The following is a 15897-nucleotide window of genomic DNA, read 5'->3' on the forward strand; positions in this document are numbered from 1 at the left end:
ACAGCCCAAGATGTAAGGACGATGAACGACGATGCATCGGTACAGGTCCCACACCTGCGGCGAGCTCCGCGCCTCTGACGTCGGTACCGACGTCCGGCTGAGTGGCTGGCTGCACAATCGGCGCGACCTGGGCGGCATCCTCTTCATCGATCTGCGCGACCACTACGGCATCACGCAGCTCGTCGCCCGGCCCGGCACGCCCGCGTACGAGGCCCTGGACAAGGTCTCCAAGGAGTCGACGGTCCGTGTAGACGGCAAGGTTGTTTCACGTGGAACCGACAACGTGAACCCCGACCTGCCCACCGGCGAGATCGAGGTCGAGGTCGGCGAGGTCGAGCTGCTCGGCGCGGCCGCCCCGCTGCCGTTCACGATCAACACCGAGGACGGGGTCAACGAGGAGCGGCGTCTGGAGTACCGCTTCCTGGACCTGCGCCGCGAGCGCATGCACAAGAACATCCTGCTGCGTACGTCGGTCATCTCCGCCATTCGTCACAAGATGACGGCCCTCGGGTTCAACGAGATGGCGACGCCGATCCTGTCCGCCACCTCTCCTGAGGGCGCGCGTGACTTCGTCGTGCCGTCGCGTCTGAACCCGGGCAAGTTCTACGCCCTCCCCCAGGCGCCGCAGCAGTTCAAGCAGCTGCTGATGATCTCCGGCTTCGACCGCTACTTCCAGATCGCACCCTGTTTCCGTGACGAGGACGCGCGCGCGGACCGTTCGCCGGGCGAGTTCTACCAGCTCGACGTGGAGATGAGCTTCGTCGAGCAGGAGGACGTCTTCCAGCCGATCGAGAAGCTCATGACGGAGCTGTTCGAGGAGTTCGGCAACGGGCGTCACGTGACGTCTCCGTTCCCGCGGATCCCGTTCCGTGAGGCGATGCTGAAGTACGGCTCCGACAAGCCGGACCTGCGGGCCCAGCTGGAGCTCGTCGACATCACCGATGTCTTCGAGGGCTCGGAGTTCAAGGCGTTCGCCGGCAAGCACGTGCGGGCGCTTGCGGTGCCGGACGTCTCCGCGCAGCCGCGGAAGTTCTTCGACCAGCTCGGCGACTACGCCGTCTCGCAGGGTGCGAAGGGTCTGGCCTGGGTCCGCGTGGCCGAGGACGGTTCGCTGTCCGGGCCGATCGCGAAGTTCCTCACCGAGGAGAACGTCGCCGAGCTGACCAAGCGGCTGTCGCTGGCCGCCGGGCACGCCGTGTTCTTCGGCGCGGGCGAGTTCGACGAGGTCTCGAAGATCATGGGCGCGGTGCGGGTCGAGGCCGCCAAGCGTGCCGGGCACTTCGAGGAGGGCGTCTTCCGGTTCTGCTGGATCGTCGACTTCCCGATGTACGAGAAGGACGAGGAGAGCGGCGCGATCGACTTCTCGCACAACCCGTTCTCCATGCCGCAGGGCGGTCTTGAGGCCCTGGAGACCCAGGACCCGCTGGACATCCTCGGCTGGCAGTACGACATCGTCTGCAACGGCGTCGAGCTGTCCTCCGGCGCGATCCGGAACCACGAGCCCGAGATCATGCTGAAGGCCTTCGAGATCGCGGGCTACGACCGCGAGACGGTGGAGGAGAAGTTCGCCGGCATGCTGCGCGCGTTCCGCTTCGGCGCCCCGCCGCACGGCGGCATCGCGCCCGGCGTCGACCGCATCGTCATGCTGCTGGCCGACGAGCCGAACATCCGCGAGACCATCGCCTTCCCGCTCAACGGCAACGCCCAGGACCTGATGATGGGTGCGCCGACGGAGCTGGAGGAGGCGCGGCTGAAGGAGCTGCACCTGTCGGTGCGCAAGCCGCAGCCGAAGTAAGGCAAGCCTTGTAACTCGGTTGATCGCAAAGGGACTTGAAATCGACGGACGATTTCAGGTCCCTTTTGCGTGCGTGCCGGAAACGGGCTGTTTTCTCAGCTCGCTGACAGCCTTCTTACCTAGCTTCCAGCCGCATGACAGCGAATCACCAGCCTCAAGAGGCAGCGGAAGTACGGGATGTGACGCGCCGTAAGGTCGTCGCGGTGGGTGCCGGAGCGGTCGCGGCGTTGGGCCTGGGCGGCAGCGCGTACGCGTCGAACGCCGGAGCGGGGGAGAAGAGACGGTCACCGGCGCAGGGCGCCGAGGAGTGCTATGTGCTGACCTCGGAGACCACCGAGGGTCCGTACTACATCGACGCGGACAAGATCCGCCGCGACGTCACCGAGGATCGGCCGGGTATCCCGTTCCTCCTCAGGATCAAGGTGATCGACAACGAGACCTGCCGACCGGTCCGGAACGCGGCCGTGGACATCTGGCACTGCGACGCGGTGGGCGTCTACTCGGGGTACGAGGACATGGGCAATGGAGGCGGGGGCGGTGGGCCGGCTCCCACGGGAACGCCTACCGGCGTACCGACCGGCCCTCCCCCGGGCGGTGGCGGTGGGCACCAGGAGCCCACCGACGACACCCGCTATCTGCGCGGCACGTGGCGTACGGACCGGCAGGGGTTCGTCACCTTCAAGACGGTCTTCCCGGGCTGGTACCGGGGTCGCACCGTCCACGTCCACACCAAGGTGCACGTGGGCGGTGAGTGGACGGACGCCGGTTACGAGGGCGGCAACACCTGTCACACCGGCCAGTTCTTCTTCGACGAGGAGTCGGTGCTCGCCTCGGCGGGCGTGGAGCCGTACGCCTCCAACACGGCGGAGCGGACCACGCTCGACGAGGACACGATCTACGACGGCAGCGGCACCGCGGGCGGTCTGCTGAAGCTGCAATACCGCAAGGACGACATCGGCAAGGGCGTCCGCGGGTCGATCACGGTCGGCGTGGACCCGGAGGCGACCAACGACGGGCAGGGCTCCCCGCCCCCGGCGAGTGCGTCCGCGTCTGTGTCCGCCGGCTGATCCACCGGGCCCCGCTCCTCCCCCACCTGCGGCTCGGGAGGAGCGGGGCCCTCCCCTGTTGACCCGGAAGAAACGCCTCTGAAAGTAAGGGAAGGCTTCCCTCTCATGTTCCTTTGAGAACGCCACAGTGCTTTCCCACGCCCCTGACAGTCTTCTTACCTAACTTTCCTGCACATGACGGGAAACCAGCAGGACTACGAGCCGAAGCACAAGCGGGACCTGACGCGTCGCAAGGTCGTCGTGGCGGGCGCGGGCGCCGCCGTGGCCGTGGGGGCGGGCGCCACGCTCGCCTCGGGTGCCTTCGCCGACGAGACGACGAGCAGCACTTCCGCGAGCAGTACCTCCTCCGCCGAGGTCTGCTACAAGCTCACCTCGGAGACCACCGAGGGGCCGTACTACATCGACGCCGACAAGCTCCGCCGTGACATCACCGAGGACAAGGAGGGCATCCCGCTCGTCCTCGACCTCAAGGTGATCGACTCGGAGACCTGCAAGCCGATCCGCAACGCCGCCGTGGACATCTGGCACTGCGACGCCCTGGGCATCTACTCGGGCTACGAGAGCCTGTCGACCGGCGGTGGCGGCACCACCCCCACGGACGCCCCCTCCGGCACCCCGACCGGTGAGCCGCCGTCGGGTGCGCCGTCCGGTGGCACCGGCGGCGGGGGCCACGAGGAGCCCACCGACGACGAGCGCTATCTGCGCGGCACGTGGAAGACGGACAAGCACGGCAAGGTCACCTTCAAGACGGTCTTCCCGGGCTGGTACCGGGGCCGTACCGTCCACATCCACACCAAGGTGCACGTGGGCGGCGAGTGGACGGACGCCGGTTACGAGGGCGGCAACACCTGTCACACCGGCCAGTTCTTCTTCGACGAGACGTCCGTGCTCGCCTCCGCCGAGGTCGAGCCGTACTCGACCTCGACGACCGAGCGCACCACGCTCGACGAGGACACCATCTACGACCAGAGCGGCACCACGGGCGGCCTGCTCAAGCTGAAGTACAACAAGAAGAACATCGCCAAGGGCGTCACCGGCTCCCTCACGATGGGCGTCGACCCCGACGCGACGAACGAGGGCACCTCGCTGTAACCACGGACATGCACCAGGGCGCCCGGGACGGTCAGGTCCCGGGCGCCCTTTGTCGTGAGCCGTCACGGCGTTCTCACAGGAGCCGTACAGACGGCTCGGCATCTGTGCACAGCGGCCCGGGGTCTCATGGGGACATACGGGGTCGGGTCGCCCCGCCCCGTGGGAGACCGCAAGCGCTGGAGGAAGCGATGGGATACGTCGTACTCGCACTGTTGCTGGTCGTCGGAGCGGCGGGCGCGGGCGCCGCGGTCGTCGCACCGCGGAGGCAGGGCGGTCGGGCGGAGCCTTTCGTGCCGGTGGCTGTGCCGCCCGCTGTCCCCGATCCCGAGCCCGGGACCGGCGCCCGTGTCGAGGCCGAGCGGTGGGTCGAGCGGCTCGGGGCCGGGCCGGCGGGGATCGACGCGGCGGGTGACAAGGCGGCCGTGCAGGCCCTCGCCGACGCGACCGAGCGGTACCGCGCCGCGCGAGGGGAGCTCGCCGCCGGGCGGTACGACACGGCCACGGCGGCCGCCGTCGAGGGCCTCCACTACGTCCGCGCCGCCCGCACCGCGCTCCGCCTGGACCCCGGGCCCGTCCTGCCCGGCCTGGGCACGCCCGCGGTCACGGCCCGGGACGGGCGGGTCATCCTGGACGAGCGGACGTACACCGTCTCCAACCGCTGGCGGGACGGAGTGACGCCGTACTACTACGCGGGCGGGGTCGTCGCCGGGCGCCGGGTTCCCGGGGGCTGGTACAGCTCGCCCTGGTGGAACCCGGCGCCGGCGGTCGCCTGAGCGGTCAGATCACCCAGAGCAGCCCGGCGCCGCCGAGCAGCGTGCCGCTCTGCTGAGGGAGCCCGACCGACACAGCCGCGAACATCCTGCTGCCCGGGGCCACAGGGCGGGACGAACCGCCGGAGAAGACCCGGACCGCTCCGTTGAAGTGGTTCTCGCCGGTCGCGCCGACGAACAGTTCGGGCTTGCCGTCCTTGTACACGTCCCCGGCCGAGACCGTCATACGGCCCGTCCCGGTTCAGGTCGGCCACGGCCAGTGCGGAGCCGAAGTGGTCGCCCGACTCCGACGGCACCGCCGAGATCACCGGCGGCACGCTCGTGGCCGACGGCCCCGAGACGGGCGGCAACGGGGCGCTCGACGTCGACGGCGGGCGACGCCCCCGAAGGAGGCTTCGGGGGCGGCCCGCGCAGGTAGTGCTGAGCGGGTCGGGTGAAGTCGGCCGCGGTTCGGCAGCGCCCCGCCGCGGGGCGCGACCAGCCACGACGGCGCCGCAGACGAACAACAACCCGTCCACCGCACTTCCAGCGGAGCGCTCAGCGCGCGACGTACTGGGTGAGGATCGCCTGCACCTCGTAGATGTCCACGCCCTTGGTGAAGGTCTTCTGGATCGGCACGGAGTTGCCGGAGACCCAGATCTTCAGCTCGGCGTCGAGGTCGAAGGTGCCGGCCGTCTCCACCGCGAAGTGCGTGATGCTGCGGTACGGGATCGAGTGGTACTCGACCTTCTTGCCGGTGATGCCCTGCTTGTCGACCAGGATCAGCCGCCGGTCGGTGAACATGATGACGTCGCGCACCAGCTGGTACGCCGCCTGCACACCCTCACCGGCGCCCAGCAGCTTGGCGAAGTCCGATGCCGCCTGGGCAGGATCGATGGTGTGCGCGTTGCCGAAAAGTGCCATGGATGAAACCCCCCACTAGTGATCTTCGGGCATGTATAGCGCCTGTGGGGGCGTCTGCCTAGATCAGGTGTCGTAACTCCCGTCCCAGGGTGGCCCGAAGCCCAGATTGTCCGGGTACAGCTCGGCCCAGAGCTCGTCCTCGTCCTCCCCGGTGACCAGACCGAACAGGACACCGTCGACGACGAGTTGGAAGGGCCGTACGGCGATGTCGGTGTAGGTGCGCCGGGGCAGACTGCGCAACAGCGTGGCGAGGTGAGCCCGCGCACGTCCGAGCACCGAACCGTCGCGCTGCTGCTCCGCCCAGGTACCGGCGCACCAGATCTGCGAGTCGCGGTAGTTGCCCTGCGCGTCGAAGGTGTGCAGTACGGCGTAGAGGCGCTTGTGCTCCTCCCAGCCGCTGTCGAGCCGGAACCCCTTGGGGAAGGCATACGAGACCGACCCGAGGAACTGCCCGTCCGCGTATAGCCCGATGGCCTCGGTACGGCCGTGCGGCTCGTAGGCGATCGGGATGATCCCAGGTACTGCCATGGCGCAAACCATACGTAGCTTCTCTGGCAAGTTCCGCCCCCCATCCATCAGTTGATCACCGAACGGGCAAAAGTTTTACGGCAACCTTTTGGATCTCCACGACCACAGAAGAGTCGGAACTACCCCCCAAGTACGTAAGGACTCATCCGTGGCTGCTCCCGCACACCGCCGGTCTCTCCGTAAGCGCCGCACCCTCGTCGTCTCCGCCGCCGTGGTGGCGGCCGGTGTCGGCGCGGGCGCGCTGGTGCTGAACGCGAACGCCGGGACCGTCGACCTGTACCACGAGACCCTCGCCGCCAAGGACGGCTGGGCCTCCTCGGGGACGGGCACGACCGGCGGCAAGAAGGCCGACGCCGCGCACACCTTCACCGTCTCCACCCGTGCCCAGCTGGTCAAGGCACTGGGCTCGGCCTCCGACACCACGCCCCGGATCATCAAGGTCAAGGGCACGATCGACGCCAACACGAACGACGCGGGCAAGAAGCTGACCTGCGCGGACTACGCGTCGGGCACGGGTTACTCGCTGACCTCGTACCTCAAGGCGTACGACCCGTCGACGTACGGCCGCTCGAAGCTCCCCTCCGGCAGCCAGGAGACGGCCCGCGCCGCCGCGCAGAAGAAGCAGGCCGCGAACATTGTCTTCAAGGTCCCGGCGAACACGTCGATCGTGGGCGTGCCGGGTACGAAGGCGGGTCTGACCGGCGCGATGCTCCAGATCCAGAACGTGGACAACGTCATCGTCCGCAACCTCGCCTTCTCCGCCACCGAGGACTGCTTCCCGCAGTGGGACCCGACCGACGGTGACGACGGCAACTGGAACTCCAACTACGACTCGGTGACCCTGCGCGGCGCGACCCATGTCTGGGCGGACCACAACACGTTCACGGACACGCCGCACCTGGACTCCGCGAACCCGAAGTACTACGGCCGCGAGTACCAGATCCACGACGGCGCGCTGGACATCACCAAGAGCTCCGACCTGGTGACGGTCTCCCGCAACCAGTTCACCAACCACGACAAGACGACCCTGATCGGCAGCAGCGACAGCGAGCCCGCCGGCAAGCTGCGCGTCTCGATCCACCACAACATCTACAAGGGCATCACCCAGCGCGCCCCGCTGTCCCGCGTGGGCCAGGTCCACATCTACAACAACTACTACGACGTGACGCCCCTGAACGGCTACGCGGTGCAGTACAGCATCAACTCCCGCGCCAAGGCCCAGGTCGTCGCCGAGAACAACTACTGGAAGGTCCCGTCGAGCGTGAAGGTCGCCAAGCTCCTGAGCGGCGACGGCACGGGCGCCATCAAGGGCGGCGGCAACCTCGTGAACGGCACGGTGACGGACCTGGTGGCGGCCTACAACGCCGCGTCGTCGAAGGACCTGAAGACGACGGTGAACTGGACCCCGACCCTGACGGCGGGCCTGGAGTCGTCGGCGAAGAACCTGCCGACGTCACTGGCGACTTCGACGGGTGCGGCCGTCCTGAAGTAGGGCAGGAGGAATTGGCGGATGTGTCCCACGCCGGGCGACAGTGACCTGCGCTTTCGCCGGCTGGGCGGGGACAGATCTGCCAATTGCCGACGTGCGGGCCCGGGGACCGTACGTCCCGGGGCCCTTTTCCGCGTGGGCGGGGCTTACGCGGTCGGTTCGCCGCCGAAGCGGGCCTTGTACGTTTCCAGGTCCTCTTCCGTGAGCTTGGCGAAGAGGACCGGGGGGACCGTGAAGGGGGTGCCGACGGGGACGGCGGTGAGGGACTTGGCCTCGTCCGTGGAGATCCAGGCGGCCGTGTCGTCCTTGAGGGCGAAGGCCCGGCGCATCGCCGCCGAGGTGGCCGGGATCAAGGGTTCCGAGACCACCGCGTAGAGGTGGATCAGGTTCATCGCCGTGCGCAGGGTGAGGGCGGCGGCTTCCTGGTCGGTCTTGATCTCCAGCCAGGGTGCCTTCTCCTCCAGGTAGGAGTTGCCCGCGGACCACAGGGCGCGCAGGGCGGCCGCGGCCTTGCGGAACTGGAGGGCCTCCATCTGCTCCTCGTACTCGGCGAGGAGGCGGGCGATCTCCTCGCCCAGCTTCGCCTCCGCCGCGCCCGGCTCGCCGCCCGCGGGGACCTCCTCGCCGAAGCGCTTCTTGGAGAAGGACAGGACGCGGTTGACGAAGTTGCCGAGGGTGTCGGCGAGGTCCTTGTTCACCGTGGCGGTGAAGTGCTCCCAGGTGAAGGACGAGTCGTCGGACTCGGGAGCGTTGGCGATCAGGAAGTAGCGCCAGTAGTCGGCCGGGAGGATGTCCAGGGCCTGGTCCGTGAAGACGCCCCGCCGCTGGCTCGTGGAGAACTTTCCGCCGTAGTACGTCAGCCAGTTGAAGGCCTTGACGTAGTCCACCTTCTTCCACGGCTCCCGGACGCCGAGCTCCGTCGCCGGGAACATCACCGTGTGGAAGGGGACGTTGTCCTTCGCCATGAACTCGGTGTAGCGGACCGGGTTCTCGCCGGAGTCGGCCTCGTACCACCAGGACTTCCAGTCCCGGTTCTCCGGGTCCAGGTCCGACCACTCCTTCGTCGCGCCGATGTACTCGATCGGGGCGTCGAACCAGACGTAGAAGACCTTGCCCTCGGCCGCCAGCTCCGGCCACGTGTCCGCCGGGACCGGGACGCCCCAGTCCAGGTCACGGGTGATCGCACGGTCGTGCAGGCCCTCGGTCAGCCACTTGCGGGCGATGGAGGAGGCCAGCTGGGGCCACTCGTCCTCGTGGCGGGAGACCCACTCCTCGACCTCGTGCTGGAGCTTGGACTGGAGGAGGAAGAGGTGCTTGGTCTCCCTCACTTCGAGATCCGTGGAGCCCGAGATCGCCGAGCGCGGGTCGATCAGGTCGGTCGGGTCCAGGACGCGGGTGCAGTTCTCGCACTGGTCGCCGCGGGCCTTGTCGTAGCCGCAGTGGGGGCAGGTGCCCTCGACGTAGCGGTCCGGGAGGAAGCGGCCGTCGGTGGGGGAGTACACCTGGCGGATCGCCCGCTCCTCGATGAAGCCGTTCTCGTTGAGGCGGCGTGCGAAGTGCTGGGTGATCTCGACGTTCTGCTCGCTGGAGCTGCGGCCGAAGTAGTCGAAGGCCAGCGCGAAGCCGTCGTAGACCGCCTTCTGGGCGTCGTGCGCCTGGGCGCAGAACTCGGCGACGCTGAGCCCCGCCTCCTTCGCGGCGAGCTCGGCGGGGGTGCCGTGCTCGTCGGTGGCGCAGATGTAGAGGACGTCGTGGCCGCGCTGGCGGAGGTACCGGGAGTACACGTCCGCCGGGAGCATCGACCCCACCATGTTGCCCAGGTGCTTGATCCCGTTGATGTACGGAAGGGCGCTGGTGATGAGGTGTCGAGCCATCGGGGGCTGCTCCCAGGTCGGAATTCTCGGTGCTTTGCGAACCAAGAAATCGTATCCGACAGCGGTGGGCCGCCCGCTCTCCGTATTGAGGGTCGACACCCTCCCCCTCTCAAAAGAGGGGGATTCCAACCCAGGCGGGTTGAGGTTCACGGGCGCTCGAACGGCTGGTGGCCATTGTCACCCCTCCGGCACCGGCCGTTCGCCGGGGGCGGGGAATCCCGCCCTGTCCTGCCGCGATGTTGATCCTTGCGTTTTCATCGGCGTTGCAAGAGCCAAGCCGACTTCGTCTGCGTATCCTGCGGCTTCACTTGGAGACGGCGGTCTGAAGGGGCTTCCACCCCGCCTGGAAGGCGGGGTGGAAGAGGACGGCAGGAGACGGGATCGCTGGGGGCTACGGGCGCCAGTCGATCAGTACGCCGTCGTAGAGCTCCGCGTCCGTGAGTTCCTTGGGGGTCGGGCCCGCGTGGAAGAAGGCCGTGTTGTCGGTCTTCAGTTTGCGGAGGTAGTCGAACGCCTTGTTCTCGTGCTCGCCGAACGCGACGAAGGAGAAGAACACCGAGGGGTGGGTCTTCGCGGCGTCGGTCAGGGCCTGGGTGGCGGGGGTCTTCGCGTCGGGGGCGCCGTCGGTCTGGAAGACGACCAGGGCGGGGGTCTGCGCGTCGGGGATGTTCTTGTCGTAGTGGGCGAGTACGGCTTCCACGGCGGCGTGGTAGCTGGTGCGGCCCATGCGGCCGAGGCCGGCGTGCGCCTCGTCGATCGCGTCCTTCGGGGAGGCGGGGGTGAGGTCGGTGGTGCCGTCGACCTCGGTGGAGAAGAAGACGACGTGGACGGCGGGGGTGCCGGCTTCGGTGTCCGGGGTGAGGTGGGTCGCGAGCGCGAGGGTCTGGTCGGCGAGGGCCTGAGCGGAGCCGTCCTTGTAGTACGGGCGCATGCTCGCCGAGCGGTCCAGGACGAGGTAGGTCCTGGCGCGGGCGGTGGTGAGGCCGGCCTTGGCGAGGGCGAGGGCGGCGGCGTCGTGGGCGACCGTCGCCTCGGCTTCGCCTTCGGCGGCCGCGGCGATCGGTTCGGGGGGGGTGGGTTCCTCGACGGCCGACTGCGGGTCGGGTTCTGCCGCCGGCTCGGGGGCGCTCTCTTCGGCGGACGGCTCGGGCTGGGTTTCAGCGACCGCCTCGGACTCGGTGGTGGGCTCGGGGGCGGGCTCTACGACCGGCTCCGGGGTGGGCTCCTCCGTGACCTGCGCGACCGCCTCCGGCGAGGTTTCCTCGACGACCGTCTCGGGCTCGGCCTCTACGGCGGGCTCAGTGGTCTCGGTTTCCACGGCAGCGGCCGCCTCGGCGGGCTCCGGCGCGGGCTCCTCGGCCACGGGCTCCGCCTCGGGAGCCGTTTCCGCAGTTGCTTCCGGGGTGGGCTCGTCCTCGACAGGAGCCTCGGCGGAGGGTGCCTCCTCTGCGGTCGGCTCTTCGACGACGGGCGTCTCATCGGTGGCCGGGGCCTCGGCGGGGGCGACCTCCGCGACGGGCTCCTCGGCAGTCGTCGGCTCCTCTGCGGCCGCGTCCGGCGCGGACGCCTCGACCGCAGGCTCCGGCTCAGGCTCGGGGGCGGCTTCGGCGGTGGGCTCCGGCTGGGTCTCCGCGGCCGGCTCCGGGGCGGTTTCCGCGACCGGCTCGGTGTCGGCTGTCGCGGCGGGTTCCTCGGCCGTCGGCGCCTCTTCCGTGACGGGTTCGGCAGCCGTCTCGTGCACGGCGGTCTCCTTGACCGCAGGCTCCGGCTCAGGCTCGGGGGCGGCTTCGGCGGTGGGCTCCGGCTGGGTCTCCGTGACCGGCTCCGGGGCGGTTTCCGCGACCGGCTCGGTGTCGGCTGTCGCGGCGGGTTCCTCGGCCGTCGGCGCCTCTTCCGTGGCGGGTTCGGCAGCCGTCTCGTGCACGGCGGTCTCCTCGACCGGCGCGGACTCCTCGACCTTCGCCTTCTCCTTGACCGGCTCCGCCACGGCGGTCTCCGCCACAGCCTCCGCGGTGGGGACCGGCGTCGGCTCCTCCGCGGACTCAGCGGCCGCTCCCGGTGTCGCCTCCTCGGCGACCACCGGCGCGGTATCCGCCGAGCCCGCCGCGGGCTCCCGTTCATCCGCCGGGCCGGCCGGCTTCGGTACCGCCACGTTGTCGAACGCCGCCGACACCAGATCGTGCTCGTCCTTGGTCGACAGGGACGCCGACGTCGACGGACGCTGCTCCGGGACCTGAACCGAGGCCGAGGCCGAGGCCGGGGCCGGCGTCGGGGTCGAGGGCTCGGGTGACGGCGAGGGCACCGTCGGCTTTGTCCCTTCCGCACCCTCTGCCTCGGCGCTACGCCCCTTGCGTGACCGGCCGAACGCGTTCCGCAGGAGAGTGAGAATGCCCATGTGCGCAACCCTTCGCGTGAGTTGATGCCCGTAAATCCCTGGCCAGGACGGACACGTAAGGTTAGCGGCCTCGGATGGTGATCTTGGGGAGGGGCGGACACAGGACCCTGCCTCCGTCAAGACCGCCAACCGGCCACAGGCCGGTCCCCATCCTCCCCCGGGCCGCCAACTCCCTTACCGCTACCTCGGATTCACCGGCCGTTCACCGAGAGTCCCCGCTGCCGCACAAACGGGCTCCTAGCGTCCGTGACGCGGATTCAAGGGGATTCCATGGGGAAGCAAGGGGAATACAAAATGCGCAAACTGCTGCCGTTGATCAGAACGTCGTCGTCCGACGCGCACCCGGGCGGCCGCTCCGCCCTGACCTGCCTGTACCGGTGCGGCAACGCCTGCTTCCACGAGGCGCCCAACACCAGCGCCAACGAGTACGTCGGCGACGTCATCGCCGGTGCGGTCAGCCGGCGGTCGATCATGCAGGCCGCCGCCGTCGTCACGGTCGCCGCAGCCGCCGGTTCGGCCACCGTCGCGGCCGCCCCCCAGGCCCACGCCGCCACCGACGCGACCGCCGGCTCGTACAGGCCCGGAAACGGCAAGGCCGCCCGCGGGCTCCGTTTCACCCCGGTCGCGCCCAACACCGCCGACCAGGTCACCGTCCCGGACGGCTACGCCCAGAACGTCGTCGTCCGCTGGGGCGAGCCCATCCTGCGCGGTGCGCCCGCCTTCGACCCGGAGAACCAGAGCGCCGCCGCCCAGGCCGGACAGTTCGGGTACAACAACGACTACCTGACCCTGCTCCCGCTGGGCCACGGCAAGCAGCTCCTCGTCGCCAACCACGAGTACACCGACGAGGTGCTCATGTTCCGCGGCTACGACGCCGCCAACCCCACCCGCGAGCAGGTCGAGATCGCCTGGGCCGCGCACGGGCTGTCCGCCGTCGTCGTCGAGGAGAGCCGCAAGACCGGCAAGCTCACCGTCGTACCCCGCCATCCCCTCAACCGTCGTGTCACGGCCACCACCGAGTTCCGGCTCACCGGCCCGGCCGCCGGATCGGACCTTCTGAAGACCTCCGCCGACCCCACCGGCACCAAGGTCCTCGGGACGCTCAACAACTGCTCGGGCGGTACGACCCCCTGGGGCACGAGCCTGCACGGCGAGGAGAACTTCAACCAGTACTTCGCCAACAGCAGCCGGGCCACCGACAAGCGGTACGGCATCGGGACGGGCGCGACCGAGCGCAAGTGGGAACGCTTCGACAAGCGCTTCGACGTCGCCCAGGAGCCCAACGAGGTCCACCGGTTCGGATACGTCGTCGAGTTCGACCCGTACGACCCGACCTCCACGCCCCGCAAGCACACCGCCGTCGGCCGCTTCAAGCACGAAGGCGCCACCATCCGGCTCACCGACGACGGGCGCCCCGTCGTCTACTCCGGTGACGACGAGCGCTTCGACTACTTCTACAAGTTCGTCAGCAGCAAGCGCATGAAGAGGGGGACGGGCCGAGCCGTCCGCGAGCACAACCTCTCGCTGCTCGACGAGGGCACGCTCTACGTCGCCAAGCTCACCGGCGACTCCCCCGCCATCGAGATCGACGGCACAGGCAAGCTGCCCTCCGACGGCGAGTTCGACGGCAGCGGCGAGTGGATACCGCTGGCCACCGCGACCGCCAAGGGTGCCGTCTCGCACGTCGACGGCATGAGCGCCGACGAGGTCTTCGTCTTCACCCGCCTCGCCGGTGACAAGGTCGGCGCGACCAAGATGGACCGGCCCGAGGACATCGAGCCGAACCCGCACACCGGCAAGGTGTACGTCGCCCTCACCAACAACACCAACCGCGGCGTCGGCAGCAACGCCCCGGCGGACGAGGCCAACCCGCGCAATGCCAACAAGCACGGCCAGATCCTGGAGCTGACCGAGCGCTGGAACCGGCCGGAGAGCACGAAGTTCGCCTGGCTGCTGTTCCTCGTCGCCGGTGACCCGAACGACCCGGCCACCTACTTCGCCGGTTTCCCCAAGGACCGCGTCAGCCCCATCTCCTGCCCGGACAACGTCGCCTTCGACCCGCACGGCAACCTGTGGATCTCCACCGACGGCGCCCAGCTCGGTTACCACGACGGTCTCTTCGGCGTCGCGACCAAGGGCGACCGGCGCGGTGAGCTCAAGCAGTTCCTGACCATGCCGATCGGCGCCGAGACCTGCGGCCCGATCGTCCAGGACCGCCGTGTCCTGGTCGCCGTCCAGCACCCGGGCGAGATCAGCGGGGCGACCGTGGAGAGCCCGGCGAGCGTCTGGCCCGACGGACCGGGCAAGATCGTCCGTCCGGCGGTCGTGGCGGTGTGGCGCAAGGACGGCGACGACATCGGCGTCTGAGCCGTACGTCCCTAGTGGGTGGCTGGGACCGCGCGTTCCAGCCACTCCCGGTACGCGGGCGCCTGCCGTGCCGCCCCCCAGTACGCCTCCTCCAACGCGGGATGCGCCCCGTCCAGGTCCGTCTCGTTACGGGCCGCGAGCAACAGCCGTACGCCTGGGGCCCCCTCTGGGGGAGGGTCGCCCCGCAGCCGACGTACGGCCATCTCGGGGCGGGGCGGGGCGGGGCAGACAGGACGGCTGGCAGACGGTGACGACCTCGCCGGTGGCGACCAGGGCGGCGGCCGTGTGGTAATCGCCGTGCAGGACACGGGGGTTGAACCCCGCGGCCCGGAACATCCGGTGTGCGGCGTCCTCCCCCAGAGGGGGCGCCCCCAGCCGTCGACGGTGGGGTCGATCATCCACCGGTCCTGGGCCAGGTCGGCGAGGTCGACGACAGGCTTGGAGGTGGCCGGATGGTCGGTGGCCAGCGACATGAACTGCGGCTCCCGCTCGACGAGCACCCGCAGCCGCAGCCTCGGGCATCCGCAACGGACACCCCTCCACCTCGTGCACGAACGCCACGTCGAGCTGCCCGTCGGCGACCATGCGCGGCAGCGCATCGGGCGATACGTCCATGTGGAGCGTGGTTTCTACCCATATGGGGTGGGAGAGGTCTCTATGAATTGCTGCTGGGGAGTACGTACGGTTCGGGGGTGTTCGAATTTGACCCCACCAGGCCGAAGTGGCAGCAGATCGCAGAGGTGGTCCGGCAGCGGATCGCCGACGGTGAGTACCCCGTGCGTGGACTGATCTCCGAAGTGAAGCGGGAGGCCGAATTCGGGGTCGCCCGCGAAACCGTCCGCAAGGCCACCCGCGCCCTGCGCGAGGAAGGCCTCATCACGACCACCCGAGGCATGGGGTCCTTCGTCGCCGATCGGTGAACGGGGTCGAGTCGAAGGCATCAACTACGCTGGGCACCAGCCGTGGGACCCGCGTCTCGAACCGGGATCACGACCCTTTGACCGTCTTCTGAGGCGCCTGGAGTAAGCCGTGACCGCTGAACTCCCCGACTGGATGATCCCGCCGAGGCCGAGCGGCTGGGAAGCCGACGACCTCGACCACCTCCCCCAAGCGCCGCGGCACACCGAACTCATCGACGGAGCCCTGATCTTCATGATGTCGCCGCAGCGGCTCTGGCACTCCCGGCTCGTGCAGAAGCTGACCCTCGCCTTGGAGCAGGCCGCCCCCGACGGGATCGAGGTCGCGCGCGAGATGACCGTCCGCCTCGACAACAAGAGCCGCCCCGAGCCCGACGTCCTGGTCACCACCGCCGCCTACGACCCTGACCGCACCTGGTACGCGCCCCAAGACGTCGCTCTCGTCATCGAGGTCGTCTCGGAGGAGTCGGCGGACCGCGACCGCTCGATGAAGCCGGTCAAGTACGCCCAGGCCAGGATTCCCCACTTCTGGCGCGTCGAGGACGAGGCCGGCGCACCCGTCGTCCACACCTACGAACTCGACACGATGACGAGCACCTACGTGCCCACCGGCATTCACCGTGGCCGCCTGGCCGTGACTGTTCCCTTCTCTCTGGACATCGATCTCAAGAACCTCGTGGCCTGACCCCGTGCCCTGACC

14 protein-coding genes are annotated in these 15897 nt (G+C 69.2%); 8 read left to right on the plus strand and 6 right to left on the minus strand.

The window, feature by feature from the left end; translation table 11 throughout:
• Nucleotides 1–31: 31 nt before the first annotated feature.
• The 4 genes from aspS (at nucleotide 32) to TN53_RS26240 (ending at nucleotide 4727) form a co-directional block, all read left to right on the plus strand.
• Entirely contained in the window at nucleotides 32–1795 is a 1764-nt protein-coding gene (aspS, locus tag TN53_RS26225; protein ID WP_046261120.1) for an aspartate--tRNA ligase, read from the plus strand.
• A gap of 134 nt (nucleotides 1796–1929) precedes the next feature.
• Nucleotides 1930–2862, plus strand: a complete 933-nt coding sequence (locus TN53_RS26230; RefSeq protein WP_046261121.1) for an intradiol ring-cleavage dioxygenase — start codon at nucleotides 1930–1932, stop codon at nucleotides 2860–2862.
• Nucleotides 2863–3036: 174 nt separating this feature from the next.
• Nucleotides 3037–3954: an intradiol ring-cleavage dioxygenase gene (locus TN53_RS26235; RefSeq protein WP_046261122.1), complete on the plus strand. Its 918-nt coding sequence runs from the start codon at nucleotides 3037–3039 to the stop codon at nucleotides 3952–3954.
• 188 nt (nucleotides 3955–4142) lie between these two features.
• Complete coding sequence (locus tag TN53_RS26240) at nucleotides 4143–4727, plus strand: hypothetical protein (RefSeq protein ID WP_046261154.1); 585 nt, start codon at nucleotides 4143–4145, stop codon at nucleotides 4725–4727.
• A gap of 4 nt (nucleotides 4728–4731) precedes the next feature.
• Here the strand turns inward: TN53_RS26240 and TN53_RS26245 are convergent, their stop codons facing one another.
• The 3 genes from TN53_RS26245 to TN53_RS26260 all read right to left on the minus strand — a co-directional run bounded on the left by TN53_RS26245 (nucleotide 4732) and on the right by TN53_RS26260 (nucleotide 6155).
• Nucleotides 4732–4950 (minus strand): FG-GAP repeat protein, encoded by a 219-nt coding sequence (locus TN53_RS26245; RefSeq protein ID WP_052745315.1) that lies wholly within the window; start codon nucleotides 4948–4950, stop codon nucleotides 4732–4734.
• Between the two features lie 311 nt (nucleotides 4951–5261).
• The gene (locus tag TN53_RS26255) at nucleotides 5262–5627 is read right to left on the minus strand and encodes a PH domain-containing protein (RefSeq protein ID WP_046261125.1); all 366 of its coding nucleotides are present in this window, start codon (nucleotides 5625–5627) and stop codon (nucleotides 5262–5264) included.
• A 63-nt stretch (nucleotides 5628–5690) separates the two neighbouring features.
• Nucleotides 5691–6155: a hypothetical protein gene (locus tag TN53_RS26260; RefSeq protein WP_046261126.1), complete on the minus strand. Its 465-nt coding sequence runs from the start codon at nucleotides 6153–6155 to the stop codon at nucleotides 5691–5693.
• A 148-nt stretch (nucleotides 6156–6303) separates the two neighbouring features.
• On the opposite strand from TN53_RS26260, the gene TN53_RS26265 reads away from it, so the two are divergent.
• Nucleotides 6304–7647, plus strand: a complete 1344-nt coding sequence (locus tag TN53_RS26265; RefSeq protein ID WP_046261127.1) for a pectate lyase family protein — start codon at nucleotides 6304–6306, stop codon at nucleotides 7645–7647.
• Between the two features lie 143 nt (nucleotides 7648–7790).
• Here TN53_RS26265 and metG read toward each other — a convergent pair whose 3' ends face one another.
• Entirely contained in the window at nucleotides 7791–9518 is a 1728-nt protein-coding gene (gene metG / locus TN53_RS26270) for a methionine--tRNA ligase (RefSeq protein ID WP_046261128.1), read from the minus strand.
• Nucleotides 9519–9909: 391 nt separating this feature from the next.
• Entirely contained in the window at nucleotides 9910–11820 is a 1911-nt protein-coding gene (locus TN53_RS26275; RefSeq protein WP_324609630.1) for a VWA domain-containing protein, read from the minus strand.
• A 387-nt stretch (nucleotides 11821–12207) separates the two neighbouring features.
• On the opposite strand from TN53_RS26275, the gene TN53_RS26280 reads away from it, so the two are divergent.
• Nucleotides 12208–14280, plus strand: a complete 2073-nt coding sequence (locus TN53_RS26280) for a PhoX family protein (RefSeq protein WP_046261129.1) — start codon at nucleotides 12208–12210, stop codon at nucleotides 14278–14280.
• 11 nt (nucleotides 14281–14291) lie between these two features.
• On the opposite strand, the gene TN53_RS45610 is transcribed toward TN53_RS26280, so the two are convergent.
• The gene (locus tag TN53_RS45610; protein ID WP_420719127.1) at nucleotides 14292–14780 is read right to left on the minus strand and encodes a hypothetical protein; all 489 of its coding nucleotides are present in this window, start codon (nucleotides 14778–14780) and stop codon (nucleotides 14292–14294) included.
• 192 nt (nucleotides 14781–14972) lie between these two features.
• Here TN53_RS45610 and TN53_RS26285 point away from each other — a divergent pair, with 192 nt between their 5' ends.
• Together TN53_RS26285 and TN53_RS26290 are read left to right on the plus strand one after the other, a co-directional pair.
• Nucleotides 14973–15200, plus strand: coding sequence for a GntR family transcriptional regulator (locus TN53_RS26285; protein ID WP_046261130.1), 228 nt, complete (start codon nucleotides 14973–14975; stop codon nucleotides 15198–15200).
• A 133-nt stretch (nucleotides 15201–15333) separates the two neighbouring features.
• A complete protein-coding gene (locus tag TN53_RS26290; protein ID WP_420719128.1) occupies nucleotides 15334–15882 on the plus strand; it encodes a Uma2 family endonuclease in 549 nt (182 codons plus the stop codon).
• Nucleotides 15883–15897 lie beyond the last annotated feature (15 nt).

Source organism: Streptomyces sp. WM6386 (genome assembly GCF_000972385.1).
In the GTDB taxonomy this organism is placed as follows: domain Bacteria; phylum Actinomycetota; class Actinomycetes; order Streptomycetales; family Streptomycetaceae; genus Streptomyces.

Bases quoted from the DNA above. Each gene is read 5' to 3' on its own strand.
- TN53_RS26235 (WP_046261122.1), top strand. From the start codon at position 3,037: ATGACGGGAAACCAGCAGGACTACGAGCCGAAGCACAAGCGGGACCTG.
- metG (WP_046261128.1), bottom strand. From the start codon at position 9,518: ATGGCTCGACACCTCATCACCAGCGCCCTTCCGTACATCAACGGGATC.
- TN53_RS26255 (WP_046261125.1), bottom strand. From the start codon at position 5,627: ATGGCACTTTTCGGCAACGCGCACACCATCGATCCTGCCCAGGCGGCA.
- TN53_RS26280 (WP_046261129.1), top strand. From the start codon at position 12,208: ATGCGCAAACTGCTGCCGTTGATCAGAACGTCGTCGTCCGACGCGCAC.
- TN53_RS26230 (WP_046261121.1), top strand. From the start codon at position 1,930: ATGACAGCGAATCACCAGCCTCAAGAGGCAGCGGAAGTACGGGATGTG.
- TN53_RS26245 (WP_052745315.1), bottom strand. From the start codon at position 4,950: ATGACGGTCTCGGCCGGGGACGTGTACAAGGACGGCAAGCCCGAACTG.
- TN53_RS26290 (WP_420719128.1), top strand. From the start codon at position 15,334: ATGATCCCGCCGAGGCCGAGCGGCTGGGAAGCCGACGACCTCGACCAC.
- TN53_RS26260 (WP_046261126.1), bottom strand. From the start codon at position 6,155: ATGGCAGTACCTGGGATCATCCCGATCGCCTACGAGCCGCACGGCCGT.
- aspS (WP_046261120.1), top strand. From the start codon at position 32: ATGCATCGGTACAGGTCCCACACCTGCGGCGAGCTCCGCGCCTCTGAC.
- TN53_RS26240 (WP_046261154.1), top strand. From the start codon at position 4,143: ATGGGATACGTCGTACTCGCACTGTTGCTGGTCGTCGGAGCGGCGGGC.